Origin of the sequence: Pseudomonas nitroreducens (assembly GCF_014204515.1) — a bacterium.
Lineage (GTDB): Bacteria > Pseudomonadota > Gammaproteobacteria > Pseudomonadales > Pseudomonadaceae > Pseudomonas > Pseudomonas nitritireducens_A.
In genome coordinates this window covers 149,432-163,322 of record NZ_JACHLI010000011.1, presented here as the reverse complement: position 1 = coordinate 163,322, position 13,891 = coordinate 149,432, and the positions used below count along the sequence as shown (strand labels likewise).

Below are 13,891 nucleotides of genomic sequence, written 5' to 3'. Positions count from 1 at the left end.
GGCGATCACCTCAGGCTTTCTGCGCGTAGTCGAGCAGCTCGCGAGCGGCCCATTGATGGAAATAGTGAGTGGGCACGTCCATTTCCGGGGAGAAGGCCCCGCCGTTGTAACCGGGGGAGCTGCGACCCAGTTGCATGCCCTCGACCGAGGCGATGTCCTCGGCGAACACCACGCGCCAGGACTCCATGACGGCCTTGCGCGCAGCCTCGTAACGCTCGTCCAGGGCTTCGTCGCCGATATAGAAGAGGCGCAGGTGCTCGATGGTCCGGCCGGGGGCGACGGGTTCGAGCATCATGGCGAAGGCGTGGTCGGCCTGGATGCCCAGCAGCACGTTGGGGAAGAACGCCACGTATTCGGCGGTACGCAGGCGGTCCTGCGGCCAGGATGGGAAGATCGGCAGGTGCGTGCCGGCGACATCCGACAGGTTGTAGGCATGGCTGCCCTGGCCGGCGAACCGGTCGAACAGGATGTTGTAGTGGTCTTCCAGGCGCGAGTAGCTGTTCAGCGACGGGTGCACCCAGGGCAGATGGTAGGACTCGCAGTAGTTCTCCACCGCCAGCTTCCAGTTGCAGTCGACCTTGATGCTCAAGGCGCCGCTGGTGGCTTCCCGGCGCAACAGGCTCATACCGTTGGTGCCGAGGAACTGGCTCCAGCGCTCGGTCAGCGGCGCCAGCTGCTCTTGCAGCTCCGGCGCATCGCCGCTGAGGTTGACGAACACCATGTCCATCCAGATGGCGCTGCGCAGGGCCTTGAGGCCGTGTTTCTCGCAGGCGAAGCGTTCGTCCTTGTGCTGGTTGATGCCGCCGACGTGCGGCGTGCCCTTCAGCGCGCCGTTCAGGTCGTAGGTCCAGGAATGGTAGGGGCAGCGGATCACGCCCTGGATTTCTCCGGCTTCGCGTACCAGCTTGACGCCACGATGGCTGCAGACGTTATGGAAAACCTGCAGCACGCCTTCGCGGTTGCGCATCAGCAGCAGCGGCAACCCCATGAAGTCCACCGGCTTGACGAAGTTGTTCTTCGGCAGGTCGCTGGCGAAGCCGACGCAGGCCCAGTTGCGTCCCATCACGTGATCGCGCTCCAGCTCGAAATAGCGCTGCTCGGTATAGAACTCGTTGGTGAGGCCGTGGGCCTGGTGGATCGGCGCGAGGATGGTTTCCAGGGCGTGGGTCGGAATCAGGCGGGGTGCAGTCGAAGTCATTGTTGTTCTCTCTTGGCTGGCACGGAGGGAGGATGCGCGGCCCCTGAGGCCGGCGGCATGGCGGCGAGTGTCGGCAAGAGAGGGAAGGACGGACAAACGATTTTTTCGAGCTGATTAATTACTTTTTATCATTAATTAATAAATCGATTGTTCAGCTTAGTTCAAGTCATATAGGCGTACTGGCGGGTTGTGAGACTTTTTCGATTAATGCATTTTGGTAATTAATTGATGAGGAGAAATGAGTTGTTCGGCTCTGCCGTCTCCACCATGTTGTGGCCACGCCCTGGAGCCGTGCGCACCAGGGTCACTGCAGAGTGAGGCGAATTTTCCTGATCGCCCTCAGAGGCCGGCCAACGGCCTCGTTCACTCGACCAAAAAGCCCTGAACAAGAATAAATGGGGACTGGATATGCGTGCTGAATCGGGCCTGCTCAAAGGCCTCAATCCGAAAGTAACCCTGACTTCGATCGTGACCGTGATTGCCTTCGTGCTGTTCTGCGCGTTCAGCGGTGAACAGGCGGCGAAAACCTTCGAAACGACCTCCGGTTTCATCCTCGACAACTTCAAGTGGTATTACCTGGCGCTGGTCAGCGTGGTGCTCTGCCTGTTGCTGTACCTGACGGCCAGTCGCTATGGCGACCTGAAGCTGGGCGCTGAGGGTGACGAGCCGGAATTCAGCTTCGCCTCCTGGATCGCCATGCTGTTCAGTGCCGGGATGGGCATCGGCCTGATCTTCTGGTCGGTCGCCGAACCCATGCTGCACTACGCCAGCAACCCTTTCGCCGCCGGACTGACTGACGAGGCGGCCACGGCGGCGATGCGCATCACCCTGTTCCACTGGGGCCTGCATCCCTGGGCCATCTTCACCCTGATCGGCTTGAGCCTGGCGTACTTCGCCTACCGGCGGGGGCTGCCGCTGGCGCTGCGCTCCATTCTCTATCCGCTGATCGGCGAGCGGATCTACGGCTGGATCGGCCACACCGTCGATATCCTCGGGGTGGCAATCACCGCGTTCGGCGTGTCGCAGTCGCTGGGCCTGGGTGTCGCGCAGATCAACACCGGGCTGCACCAGGTCTTCGGCCTGCCGGTCAGCATCGCCCTGCAGCTGTCGATCATCCTGGTGGTTACCCTCATCGCCTCGGTGTCCCTGCTGGCCGGACTCTCGCGGGGCATGAAGCGGATATCCACGCTGAACATGTACCTGTCTTTCCTGTTGATGCTGGTGGTCCTGGCCATCGGCCCGACGCGCTACATCCTCAACCTGATGTTCGAGTCCACCGGGGATTACCTGCAGAACCTGCCCGGCCTGAGCCTGTGGATGGACACCCAGAAGGACAGCCAGTGGCAGAACTGGTGGACGGCGTTCTACTGGCCTTGGTGGATGACCTGGGGGCCGTTCGTGGGGCTGTTCATCGCGCGCATCTCCAGGGGCCGCCGCATTCGCGAGCTGATCATTGGTGCGCTCTTCGTACCGACACTGGTGACCATTCTGTGGATGTCCGTGTTCGGCGGTGCCGCGCTGAAGAGCGAGCAGGTCGACCGCCAGCACTATCAGCAGGAGGCGGCGAACACTGTTGTCGGTCAGGATCAGGCCAGGTTCGAAGGCGGCACCGTCCTGCTCGCGACCCAGAAGGAAACCACGGCCGCCATGTTCACCCTGCTGGGAGAACTGGATGGTCCTGCGGTCGGCGCTGCGCTTTCGGTGCTGGTCTGCCTGCTGCTGGCGGTGCACTTCGTGACCACGGCGGATGCCGGCACCCAGGTACTCTGCACCCTGAATGCCCTGGGCAGTACCAACCCGCCCAACTGGATCAGGCTGCTCTGGTGCGTTCTCGAAGGTGCCATCGCTGCTGGGCTGCTGCTGGCTGGAGGGCTCAAGGCGATCCAGATGGCGAGCATCGCCGTCGGCCTGCCGATCGCCATTCTGATGACGGTCATGGCTTACACCCTGATCCGCACCCTGCGGCAGGAAAGGCCCGACGGCCTGCCCGAGCATCCGCCGGGTGGTGGTGCACGGCTTCAGGAAGTTTCCCCGGAGGGTGTCCCGTTTCGTCGTGGAACGGTGCTGGGCGCGGCTGTTCAGAGCGCATTGAGCGCCCGAAAAGCCGGCTGACCCTGGCCTCCCAGCCACCTCACAGAACCAACGCCGCTGGTCGAAAGCCAGCGGCGTTGGCCGTTTCAGCCCAGCGCCCGGGCGGGGTGGCTCACTGGCCGCGCACCGACGGCTGCCCCATCAGCCATTCGCGGAATAGCCGCACGCTTTGCCGTTGGCCATGACCGTTGAGGGATTCCAGCAGGCAGAAGGTCGCATCGGTCTGCAACACGGCGGCATTGGGCCTGACCAGTGCGCCCGTGCTCAAGGCATCGTCGACGAGGCGGTTCCACGCCAGCGCGACGCCTTGGCCGCTGATGGCGGTCTGAATCAGCATGCCGTAGCTATTGATGTTCACCCGGTGCCTGGGTGTGAGGGACGCATGCCCGGTACGGCGCAACCATTCCGGCCAGCCGATCCAGTCGCGCTGCGAGTCTTCCAGCCAGAGCCAGGTGCAACTGGACAGGCCTTCCACGGTTGAGAGTTCCGGATGCTTGGCCAGGTAGTTCGGGCTGCAGACCAGGTAGATCTCCTCCGAGAACAGCGGCGTGACTTCCATCGCCCTGGGCGGCGAACTGCAGTAGTACAGCGCCAGGTCACAGTTGAGCCGCGCGTAGTCCTTCACGTGGTCGAGGGCCACGATTCTCAGGTCGATCGCCTCATGCTGGTTCTGGAACTCGGCGACCTTGGGCAGCAACCAGAGAGAGGCCATTGCCGTGCTGGTGGCCACGGTCACCTGCTGGCCGCCCTGCCATTGGCGTATTTCCCCGGTCGCGCGGGCGAGGTGCAGCAGGCTGTCACGGACGGTTTCGTGGTACTGGGCGCCACTGGGCGTCAGGTTGATGGTCCGCGTGGTTCTCTCGAACAGCTGCCGGCCCAGGTAATCCTCGAGCAGGCGGATCTGGCGACTGATGGCGCCCTGGGTAACGTTCAGCTCCTGGGCGGCCTGGGTAAAGCTGAGATGGCGGGCCGCGCACTCGAAGGCCAGTAGGCTGTTCAGCGGCGGAAGCGGTTGGATTTTCAAGGCGGGTGTATCCACTCGTTGTTGTTATTGTCAGCCGCTCCATTCTAGGGTTTGCGGCGATTGTCCGGAGCCTGGAATGCGGCCTTGACGAGCCGGATCTGGCCGCTGGTTAACCTGGCACGTTTTACCGCTATCGCTATCTGCGATGTGGCGGAGATTGTCTGTAGCGGTAACGGCATGCGTGCATTCATCTGGTGAATAACGGTTTCGCCTGGCGGTACAAGGTTTCATGGGTGTCCCTCGCGTTGCTATGCTCCCCCGGCTGGCCGCCGAGCGGTGGCCAACGGATTTTCCGCCGTACAACGACAAGAACCGGGGACCGTCATGCAGCCTTTCAGCTTCGCCACCACTGCGCAGATCCTCTGCGAGAGTGGCTCCGCCGCCCGACTGGGTGAACTCTGTCGCGAGCGCGGCGCCCAGCGCGTGCTCATCGTCACCGACCCCGGCATTACCCGCCTGAACATGCTCGACGGCGTGTTGCCGGGCTTCGCGGCGGTCGGCGTGGCGGTGGAAGTCTTCGACCAGGTACTGGCCGATCCGCCGGAAAGCATCGTACTGGAAGCCTCGGAGCAGGCGCGGCGGATGGCCGCGCAACTGGTGATCGGCTATGGCGGCGGCAGCTCGATGGACGTCGCCAAGCTGGTGGCGCTGCTGGCTCATCCGCTGGCGACCCAGAATCTCAAGGATGTCTTCGGCGTCGGCAACGCGCGCGGCCCGCGCCTGCCGCTGATCCAGGTGCCGACCACCGCCGGCACTGGCTCGGAGGTCACGCCGATCGCCATCGTCACCACCGGCGAGACCACCAAGATGGGCGTGGTCAGCCCGCACCTGCTGCCGGACCTGGCCGTGCTCGACGCCGACCTCACCCTCGGTCTGCCGCCGGCGGTCACCGCCGCCACCGGCATCGACGCCATGGTCCACGCCATCGAGGCCTACACCAGCAAGCTGAAGAAGAACCCGCTGTCCGACCTGCTGGCCCGCGAGGCCCTGCGCCTGCTGGCGCTGAATCTCGACGAGGCGGTGCACAACGGGCGCAACCGCGAGGCGCGCCAGGCCATGCTGCTGGGCGCCTGCCTGGCCGGCCAGGCCTTCGCCAACGCTCCGGTGGCTGCCGTGCACGCGCTGGCCTACCCGCTGGGCGGGCACTTCCATATTCCCCACGGGCTGAGCAATGCGCTGGTGCTGCCCGAGGTGATCCGCTTCAACGCCCCCAGCGCCGGCACCTTCTATGCCGAGCTGGCGCCGCTGCTGCTGGGCGAACGCCTGCGCCATGACGCCGATCGCACCGAGCAGTTCATCGCCGAACTGGCCGACCTCAGCCCGCGCAGCGGCCTGCCCTCGCGCCTGCGCGATGCCGGCGTGCCGGAAGACTCGCTGCCGCGCCTGGCTGCCGATGCGATGTTGCAGCAGCGCCTGCTGGTGAATAATCCCCGCGAAGTCAGCGAGAGCGACGCGCTGGCCATCTACCGAGCCGCCTTCTGAGACCCCGATGAGCGAACAGCACCCCAGCCGCGCGGATTACGCGCACTTCCAGCCGATCACCACACGCTGGCACGACAACGACATCTACGGCCATGTGAACAACGTGACCTATTACGGCTTCTTCGACACCGCCGTGAACACCTACCTGATCGAGCGCGGCGGGCTGGATATCCACGATGGCGAGGTGGTGGGGTTCGTGGTCAGCTCCAGCTGCGACTACTTCGCGCCGGTGGCCTTCCCCGAGCGCATCGAGGTCGGCCTGCGGGTCGGCAAGCTGGGCAACAGCTCGGTGCAGTACGAGTTGGCGATTTTCCTCGAGGGTGAAGAACTGGCCTGTGCGGCGGGGAAGTTCGTGCACGTATTCGTGGATCGGCAGAGCAATCGGCCGGTGGCGATTCCGCCGGGGTTGCGCGAGGCGATGGAAGTCCTGGTGCGCGGCTGACCTGCATGATCGTAGGAGCGGACTCCGTCCGCGATGTGCTTATGTGGCCGATGCACTTCACTTGCTCGCGCGAGCTCCTGCGTACGCGCTCTTAGGCGAGTGATGGGATGCATTGGCATGGGAGTTTCTGCGCCGCTTCGGCGCATGCGCTGGCCTCTTGTTTCGCCTCTCGGCGAGTCACTTCTTCCAAACGCCGAAGAAGTAACCAAGAAGGCTTGCCCCTCCATCCGGTTTTTCGCTTAGGCGAAAAATTCCCTCGTTGAAGCGAAGTTTCAGGGGCACGCGTTGACGGGCCATCCCTGGCCCGACAACGCTCTCGCGGCATCCATGCCGCTCAACCCCTGAAACTCCGCTTCAACGAGGCCTCCTGAAAGGGGCGGCCCGGAGCGCTTGGCTGTTTCCCTGGAAGACTTTTAAAGCCAAAGCCAAAGCCGAGTGTGGGAGGACGCTTTTCCTGTAGGAGCGAGCTTGCTCGCGAACCATCGCCCGACGCATGTCCCGGACGGGAGCGCGATGGTGGGATGGGGTAGGAGCGGACCTTGTCCGCGAAATCCATCGCGGAGGGATTACGCCCTGGCCGGGAAATGCCGATACGCAGCGCCCGCGTAGGACCGCGATCGGCGCGAGGCGGCGCTCTCCAGCTACCACCCCATCGGATAATGCTCGATCCGACACGGCCCATCGTTGCCATCACGCTTGCACCACCCATCAAGGTACTGATAGCGCATCCACACCCGTTGCCCCGGCGCGGGCCAGTGCTTGCGTGGGATGCGGCTCTGCCAGTCGGCAGTTTCCGGTTCGAAGGCGATCAGTTCGCCCTGGCTCGGGCACTGGGTGCCGGCGGAGCGTGGCTTGGCCGACTGCACGCGGCCCTGCAGCCCCCGTACGGGCTGCTTCAGCGTCCCGGTGATCTCCACTTCCAGCTGGCAGACCTGCCAGTCCCCCGCATTCGCGGCCTGCGCGGCGCCCAGAGAAAGCAGCAGTGCGGCCACAGCGACAGCTTTCACGAAAAGACTCCTTGTGCTCGATGATCCCTGCCCGCCAAGCCTATACCAGCCTGACGGTATGGCACGGGGCTTGTCCGGGATGGGCGTCCGGCCTATGCTGACCGCCGGTCGGCAGTTCACCCAGGCGTCGCCGCCTCCGTATGGAGAGCGCTAAACCTGCCGCGCGGTTCCCCGCAGCTTTGACGATCCGACACATTTCCTTCAGTGCCGCATCGGAATTCGGCGACCCCCGATAACCTCCTGCGCGAGGTCTTGGCACGCAACGAGGATTGCACTGTGTCCAGGCAACGCTTGCCCTACCATGCCCCCGATATCTCCGCCCTGGCGAAGGCGCTGACGCGCCAGCTCGACGAAGCGCCCGAGCGCCCCGGCCATGTCGAGATGCTCAACCTGCTGGCCCGCGCGGTCGGTTTCCGCAATTACCAGGCGCTGCGCGCCAGTCACGAGGCCGCTACGCGCCTGGCGCGGGAGCCCGAGCCGGCCGCTGCGGTGGATTTCCGTCGTGTCGAGCAGTGGCGGCGCTACTTCGATGACACCGGCTGCCTGCAACGCTGGCCGAAGAAGCACAGCCACCGCGAGGCCTGCCTCTGGGTGTTGTGGTCGCGGCTGCCGGCACGCGAGCACTGGGATGAGAAGTCGCTCAACCAGCTGTTGCAGGCCCAGGAACGGCTGGGCGATCACCTCCTGCTGCGCCGCGCGCTGGTCGACGGCGGCTGGCTGGCGCGTACCGATGATGGTGCGCAATACCGGCGCATCGAAAGGCGGCCGCCCGCGGAGTTGGGGGCGTTGCTGTCCTGCCTGCCAGCCTGATCGGTCGATGTGAAACGAAAAAGCCCGCCAATCGGCGGGCTTTTTCACAGGTGCATCTGTCAGTCGTCGTGGTGCTTGTGTTTGTGCTTGTAGTGGCCCTTGCCCTTGTGGTGGCTGCCGCTGTGGTGACTGTCGTCCTTGTCGCCCGCCAGGTGGTTGCCCAGCGCGCCGCCGGCTGCGCCGCCCAGGCCCGCGCCGATGGCGCCACCGGTGGAGCCGCCGACCTTGTTGCCGATCACCGAGCCGCCGGCCGCGCCCAGGCCACCGCCGATGGCGGCCTCGGTCTTGTTGCCGTTCTTCGCGCCCATCGCGCCGCCCGCTGCACCGCCTACACCGGCGCCGATGGCCGCACCAGTGGAGCCGCCCAGGGCGCCGCCGACCACGTTGCCGAGGGCGCCGCCCACACCGCCGCCGATGGCGGTCTTGGTGTCGTCGGCCACGGCATGGCTGGCCAGCAGGGCCAGTGCCAGAACAGAAAGAGTCTTACGCATGTTGCGAACCTGAATGTAGGGTGGAGATGAGGAAATTGTCCTGCACACAAAACAGCCGGGCAATGTCTGCCCGGCTGACGGTCGACGTGCGGATCAATGGATCAGCGGCGCTATGCCCTGGATCAATCCCAGTCGCGGTGATGATGCTTGTGCTTGTACCAGCCGCGATGGCGGCCGTTGTCGTGCCAGCGGCGATCGTAATGGCGACGGTCGTAGTGACGGCGGTCGTCGTAGCGGGCGCGACGGTAGTTGCGGTCGTCATCGTCGTCGCGGTTGCTGTCGGCGTAATGGTTGCCCAGTGCGCCGCCGGCGCCGCCGCCAAGGGCCGCGCCGATCAGGCCGCCCGTGGTGCCGCCCATCTTGTTGCCCAGCACCTGGCCACCGGCCGCGCCCAGGCCACCGCCGATGGCGGCTTCGGTCTTGTTGCCGTGGCGGGCGCCGACTGCGCCGCCGGCTGCGCCACCCAGGCCGCTGCCGATGGCTGCGCCGGTGCTGCCGCCGACTGCGTCGCCGACCACCGAACCCAATACCCCGCCCAGGGCGCCACCGACGCCGGCACGGGTGTCGCCGCCGGCGAAGGCGGTGCCACCGACCAGCGCGAGGGACAACAGGAGCATCGAGGAGTACTTCATAGAGAGGATCTCTCTGTGGGGATGTTGGTGGCGATCCTCTGTTTGTGCGAAGGCTCTGACAAGGGGGTTCCGACGAGTAACACGACTTTCATCAAAGAATGCAAGTAATTGATTTATGGTCAGAACTTTTTCGATTTTGGGCAGTCTGAGTGTTATTCCGGGGTTCCGATTTTGGCGTGCTTTTCTCACAAAATGCCATTGAAATGATGGCTTTTCACGAAAAGTCCCCGTCCATTCCGAGTTTACCTTTCAGTCTCTTCCTACTTGATGTGTGTCTGGCGGATTTTTCTGCGGACGCGGCACTTGCGCGCCCGCAGAAAGGCTTCGCGAGCAAGCTCGCTCCTACGAAGGGCATACCAGTGCGGCTTTTTGCAGGAGCGAGCTTGCTCGCGAACGGGAACTGGCGGCGGCGCCCCGGACGGAGCGCCGCAGGAGGGCGTCAGGCGATCCGCTTGCTCGGCCGAGCCTTCTCGAAGCGGATGGCGACGAACTTGGAGGTCGGCGTGTGGCTGCCCACGCCGTGGCTTTCCAGCGGCACCAGCGGGTTGGTCTCCGGGTAGTAGGCGGCGGCCTGGCCGGCGGGGATGTCGAAGGCCAGCAGGGTGAAACCGTGCACCCGGCGCTCCACGCCATCGTCCCACAGCGACAGCAGGTCGACCTTCTCGCCCGGCTCGAAGCCCAGGCGGCGGATGTCCGCTTCGTTGGCGAAAACCACCTCGCGCTGGCCGCGCACGCCGCGGTAGCGGTCGTCCAGGCCGTAGATGGTGGTGTTGTACTGGTCGTGGGAGCGCAGCGTCTGCAGGATCAGATGCGGCTCCTGCCCGGATTTGCGGATCTTCTCGTGGATCAGGTCGGCCGGCAGCGGGTGATGGTGGAAGTTGGCCTTGCCGCTGGCGGTATTCCAGCGCCGTGCGCCGGCGGGGTTGCCCAGGTAGAAGCCGCCCGGGTGCGCCACGCGACGGTTGAAGTCGCTGAAGCCGGGAATGGTGTCGGCGATCAGATCGCGGATGCGGTCGTAGTTGGCGATCATTGCGTCCCAGTCCACCGGGTGGTTGCCCAGGGTGGCCTTGGCGATGCCGGCGATGATGGCCGGCTCCGAGCGCATCTGCTTCGACGACGGCTCCAGCTGGCCGAACGATGCGTGGATCATGCTGAAGGAATCTTCCACGGTGATTGCCTGCGGACCTTCGGCCTGGCGGTCGATGTCGGTGCGGCCCAGGCACGGCAGGATCAGCGCATCGCCGCCGACGGTGAGGTGGCTGCGGTTGAGCTTGGTGCTGATCTGCACGGTCAGCTGGCAGCTTTCCAGGGCTCGGTGGGTGCGTGGGCTGTCCGGGGTGGCCTGGGCGAAGTTGCCGCCCAGGCCGATGAAGACCTTGGCCTCGCCCTGGAGCATGGCGTTGATGGCCTCGACGGTGTTGTGGCCGTTGTCGCGCGGCACCTTGAAGCCGAAGCGTTTTTCCAGGGAGTCCAGCAGCGCCACCGGCGGCCGGTCGTTGATGCCCATGGTGCGGTCGCCCTGTACGTTGCTGTGGCCGCGCACCGGGCAGAGGCCGGCGCCGGGGCGCCCGAGGTTGCCGCGCAGCAGTTGCAGGGCGACGATTTCCTGGATGGTCGGCACCGAATGGTGGTGCTGGGTGATGCCCATCGCCCAGCACACGATCACCCGCTCGGCGCGGCGGTACATCAGCGCCGCCTGTTCGATTTCCTCCAGGCTCAGGCCCGACTGCTGGACGATGTGTTCCCAACTGGTGGCGTCCAGCTGCGCGAGGTAGCCGTCGACACCCTGGGTGTGTTCGGCGATGAACTCATGGTCGAACACCGCCGGCTCGCCCTTGGCCTGGGCCTCGCGCTCCCACTGCAAAAGGAACTTGGCGATGCCGCGCACGGCGGCCATGTCGCCGCCCAGTGCCGGGCGGAAGAACGCGGTGTTCAGCGGCTCGGAGCCGTTGGTGAGCATTTCCAGCGCGTGCTGCGGGTGCTGGAAGCGTTCCAGGCCGCGCTCCTTGAGCGGGTTGAAGGCGACCACCTGGGCGCCGCGCTTCACCGCCTCGCGCAGCGGTTCGAGCATGCGTGGGTGGTTGGTGCCGGGGTTCTGGCCGAAGACGAAGATCGCGTCGCTGTGCTCGAAGTCGGCAAAGGTCACGGTGCCCTTGCCGACACCAACGCTCTGGCCCAGGGCGACGCCGCTGGCCTCGTGGCACATGTTCGAGCAGTCGGGGAAATTGTTGGTGCCGAAGGCGCGGACGAACAGCTGGTAGAGGTAGGCCGCCTCGTTGCTGGCCCGGCCGGAGGTGTAGAACTCGGCCTGGTCGGGGCTTTCCAGCGCGTTCAGGTGCTGGGCGATGAGGGCGAAGGCGTCGTCCCAGTCGATCGGCAGGTAGCGGTCAGTGGCCGGGTCATAGCGCATCGGTTCGGTGAGCCGGCCCTGGTATTCGAGCCAGTAGTCGCTCTGCTGGCGCAGCGAAGTGACGCTGTGGCGGGCGAAGAAGGGCGCGTCGACACGGCGCTTGGTGGCTTCCCAGTTCACCGCCTTGGCGCCGTTTTCGCAGAACTTCACCCGGCCGTCTTCGGGGGAGTCGCCCCAGGCACAGCCGGGGCAGTCGAAACCGCCGTTCTGGTTGGTCTTGAGCAGCGCACGGAGGTTCTTGAACGGTTGCTTGCTGTCCAGCCAGAAGCGCGTGACGCTGATCAGTGCGCCCCAGCCGGCGGCGGCACCCTTGTAGGGTTGGTAGCGGGGGTTTTCCTGTTGCAGGCTCATGGGCGGCTCTCTGTCAGACGGCTTGTGGCGCCGGGCTGTAGACCCGGGGCGCATTGCGATGGGGCAGGTGGATCAGGTTCAGGTTGTGCTCGCGGGCCCACTGCACGGTGAGGGCGGTGGGGGCGGACAGGCTGACCAGCGTCGGCAGGCCGGCGCGCACCGCCTTGTGGATAAGTTCCAGGCTGCAGCGGCTGGTGACTACGGCGAAGCCCGCGCGCAGGTCCAGGCGCTGGCGCTTGAGAGCGCCGACCAGCTTGTCCAGTGCGTTGTGCCGACCGATGTCCTCGCGGCACAGGCGGATATCGCCTGCGCCGTCGACGAACAATGCGGCATGCAACGCGCCGCTGCGACGGGCGATCTGCTGGGCGGCGTCGATGCGGTCGCGCAGGCCCTTGAGGTGGTCCGCTGGCGGCAGTGGCGTGGGGGCGAGCAAGGCCAGTTTCGGCAGCGCCTGGTCCAGCGCCTCGACGCCGCACAGGCCGCAGCCGGTGTTGCCGGCCAGTTGGCGGCGCTGTTGCTTGAGGTTCCAGAAGGCGCGGCTGCTCACCTGTACCTCGGCGGCGATAGCGTCACCGTGGGGTGTAAGGCGGATGTCATAGATATCGTCGATGGACTCGACGAGGCCGGCGCCGAGGCTGAAGCCGTGGACGAAGTCTTCCAGGTCGCCCGGCGAGACCATCATCACCGCCTGGCTGAGGCCGTTGTAGGCGATGGCCAGGGCGACTTCGTCGGCCAGCGCGGCGCGGCCGGTATCGCTCAGCGGGGTGAGTTCGGCATAGGCGTAGCCGTCGGCAGGCACGACGGCAGCCCGGACATCGGCAGGAGCCGGGCGGGCGATCAGGCAAGGCATGGGCTGAGCCCTGTGGTTCTAGTAATAAGGCCAGCCTAGGCCGATGCGCCGGGAGCGTCTAATGGGTGCTGTCGATGTCGTGATAGATGGCGTTTATCGGTCGGCCGCCGAGGTGCCCAATAGAGCGGCTGCTTCGCGGAAGCAGGCCTCGGCCAGCGCCGAGCGCGGCTCGCTGCGGCGCTGGATGAGGCCCAGCGGCGAGAGGGTGCGGGCGTCGTCGATGGGGGTGAGGACGAAGTGCTCGCCCTGGGCGTCCAGCCCGCTGCCCAGCGGCATGATCGCGCAGCACAGGCCGCGTTCGACAGCCTGCAGCAGCTGGTGCACGGCGTCGGTTTCCAGGCGCGGCTGGGGTGTCAGGCCGCGGCTGCGGAAGCCATGGTCGATCGACTGGCGAAAGTGCATGCCGGCCGAGAGCAGGCCCAGCGGCAGCTCCACCAGCTCGTCCCAGCTCAGGCTCGGCCCGTCGATCTGGAAGTGCCGGCGGTCGTGCAGCAGGCCCATGCGCGTGGCGGCCAACTCCAGGCCTTCGAAGTGCTCGCGGTCGATGCGGTCCAGATAAGAAAGGCCGAGGTCCAGCTGGTTGCGTCCCAGGCCTTCGAGGATGTTCTCCGAGCTCAGGGCGAACAGTTGGAAGCGCAGCTCCGGGTGGCGCTGGGCGAACAGCTCGATCAGCTGCATCGGGTCGAAGCCCGCCAATGGCACCAGCCCCAGGCGCAGGGTGCCGACCAGCTGGCCGCGGCAGGCGGCCGCTTCGGCGTAGAGCCCGTCGTGGGCCGCCAGCAGGCTGCGGGCCCAGGCCAGCACGCGTTCACCGGCCTCGGTGAAGCCTTCGAAGCGCTGGCCGCGGCGCACCAGCTCCAGCCCCAGCTCTTCCTCCAGGCTGCGCAGGCGCATCGACAGGGTGGGCTGGGTGACGTGACAGCGCGCCGCCGCCTGGCCGAAGTGCCGCGTCTCGTCCAGGGCGCAGAGGAATTTCAGTTGCTTGATGTCCAACGGCGGAGGGCTCCGATGACGACATTCTGTCGGTTGGCAACAGTTTGGGATTAATCCGGCAGGCTCCGGCGATCTCGCCGACTAGACTCCAGTGGCGCGCGGCCTGCCCA

Annotated in this window: 12 protein-coding genes; 4 read left to right on the top strand and 8 right to left on the bottom strand. The window is 65.7% G+C overall.

The genetic code is table 11. From position 1 onward, the window contains the following. Positions 1-10: 10 nt before the first annotated feature. A complete protein-coding gene (locus tag HNP46_RS15905; protein WP_184590578.1) occupies positions 11-1,198 on the bottom strand; it encodes an aromatic ring-hydroxylating oxygenase subunit alpha in 1,188 nt (395 codons plus the stop codon). Between the two features lie 408 nt (positions 1,199-1,606). Here HNP46_RS15905 and HNP46_RS15900 point away from each other — a divergent pair, with 408 nt between their 5' ends. Further along, entirely contained in the window at positions 1,607-3,310 is a 1,704-nt protein-coding gene (locus tag HNP46_RS15900) for a BCCT family transporter (protein ID WP_184590576.1), read from the top strand. Positions 3,311-3,401: 91 nt separating this feature from the next. On the opposite strand, the gene HNP46_RS15895 is transcribed toward HNP46_RS15900, so the two are convergent. Next, positions 3,402-4,313, bottom strand: a complete 912-nt coding sequence (locus HNP46_RS15895; protein WP_184590574.1) for a LysR substrate-binding domain-containing protein — start codon at positions 4,311-4,313, stop codon at positions 3,402-3,404. A 324-nt stretch (positions 4,314-4,637) separates the two neighbouring features. Between HNP46_RS15895 and HNP46_RS15890 the strand changes: the two genes are divergently transcribed. Together HNP46_RS15890 and HNP46_RS15885 are read left to right on the top strand one after the other, a co-directional pair. Further along, positions 4,638-5,795 (top strand): iron-containing alcohol dehydrogenase, encoded by a 1,158-nt coding sequence (locus HNP46_RS15890; RefSeq protein WP_184590572.1) that lies wholly within the window; start codon positions 4,638-4,640, stop codon positions 5,793-5,795. Positions 5,796-5,802: 7 nt separating this feature from the next. Further along, complete coding sequence (locus tag HNP46_RS15885) at positions 5,803-6,237, top strand: acyl-CoA thioesterase (RefSeq protein WP_184590570.1); 435 nt, start codon at positions 5,803-5,805, stop codon at positions 6,235-6,237. Between the two features lie 641 nt (positions 6,238-6,878). On the opposite strand, the gene HNP46_RS15880 is transcribed toward HNP46_RS15885, so the two are convergent. After that, positions 6,879-7,244 (bottom strand): hypothetical protein, encoded by a 366-nt coding sequence (locus tag HNP46_RS15880; RefSeq protein ID WP_184590568.1) that lies wholly within the window; start codon positions 7,242-7,244, stop codon positions 6,879-6,881. A gap of 276 nt (positions 7,245-7,520) precedes the next feature. Here HNP46_RS15880 and HNP46_RS15875 point away from each other — a divergent pair, with 276 nt between their 5' ends. Beyond that, positions 7,521-8,054, top strand: a complete 534-nt coding sequence (locus HNP46_RS15875; protein WP_311771813.1) for a DUF2087 domain-containing protein — start codon at positions 7,521-7,523, stop codon at positions 8,052-8,054. A 59-nt stretch (positions 8,055-8,113) separates the two neighbouring features. On the opposite strand, the gene HNP46_RS15870 is transcribed toward HNP46_RS15875, so the two are convergent. From HNP46_RS15870 to HNP46_RS15850, 5 genes are all read right to left on the bottom strand, one after another. Next, entirely contained in the window at positions 8,114-8,545 is a 432-nt protein-coding gene (locus HNP46_RS15870; protein WP_184590566.1) for a glycine zipper domain-containing protein, read from the bottom strand. Positions 8,546-8,667: 122 nt separating this feature from the next. After that, the gene (locus tag HNP46_RS15865) at positions 8,668-9,177 is read right to left on the bottom strand and encodes a hypothetical protein (protein WP_184590564.1); all 510 of its coding nucleotides are present in this window, start codon (positions 9,175-9,177) and stop codon (positions 8,668-8,670) included. 439 nt (positions 9,178-9,616) lie between these two features. Then, positions 9,617-11,938 (bottom strand): FdhF/YdeP family oxidoreductase, encoded by a 2,322-nt coding sequence (locus tag HNP46_RS15860; protein WP_184590561.1) that lies wholly within the window; start codon positions 11,936-11,938, stop codon positions 9,617-9,619. Positions 11,939-11,951: 13 nt separating this feature from the next. Continuing rightward, positions 11,952-12,788 carry a formate dehydrogenase accessory sulfurtransferase FdhD gene (gene fdhD / locus HNP46_RS15855; RefSeq protein ID WP_184590559.1) on the bottom strand — a complete coding sequence of 279 codons (837 nt, stop codon included), beginning with the start codon at positions 12,786-12,788 and terminating at the stop codon, positions 11,952-11,954. A 93-nt stretch (positions 12,789-12,881) separates the two neighbouring features. Then, positions 12,882-13,781 carry a LysR family transcriptional regulator gene (locus HNP46_RS15850; RefSeq protein ID WP_184590557.1) on the bottom strand — a complete coding sequence of 300 codons (900 nt, stop codon included), beginning with the start codon at positions 13,779-13,781 and terminating at the stop codon, positions 12,882-12,884. Between the last annotated feature and the right edge of the window lie 110 nt (positions 13,782-13,891).

What these genes read in the sequence shown, in the direction of transcription:
- HNP46_RS15905 (WP_184590578.1), bottom strand. Translation starts at nt 1,198, where the DNA reads ATGACTTCGACTGCACCCCGCCTGATTCCGACCCACGCCCTGGAAACC.
- HNP46_RS15900 (WP_184590576.1), top strand. Translation starts at nt 1,607, where the DNA reads ATGCGTGCTGAATCGGGCCTGCTCAAAGGCCTCAATCCGAAAGTAACC.
- HNP46_RS15890 (WP_184590572.1), top strand. Translation starts at nt 4,638, where the DNA reads ATGCAGCCTTTCAGCTTCGCCACCACTGCGCAGATCCTCTGCGAGAGT.
- HNP46_RS15885 (WP_184590570.1), top strand. Translation starts at nt 5,803, where the DNA reads ATGAGCGAACAGCACCCCAGCCGCGCGGATTACGCGCACTTCCAGCCG.
- HNP46_RS15870 (WP_184590566.1), bottom strand. Translation starts at nt 8,545, where the DNA reads ATGCGTAAGACTCTTTCTGTTCTGGCACTGGCCCTGCTGGCCAGCCAT.
- HNP46_RS15865 (WP_184590564.1), bottom strand. Translation starts at nt 9,177, where the DNA reads ATGAAGTACTCCTCGATGCTCCTGTTGTCCCTCGCGCTGGTCGGTGGC.
- HNP46_RS15860 (WP_184590561.1), bottom strand. Translation starts at nt 11,938, where the DNA reads ATGAGCCTGCAACAGGAAAACCCCCGCTACCAACCCTACAAGGGTGCC.
- fdhD (WP_184590559.1), bottom strand. Translation starts at nt 12,788, where the DNA reads ATGCCTTGCCTGATCGCCCGCCCGGCTCCTGCCGATGTCCGGGCTGCC.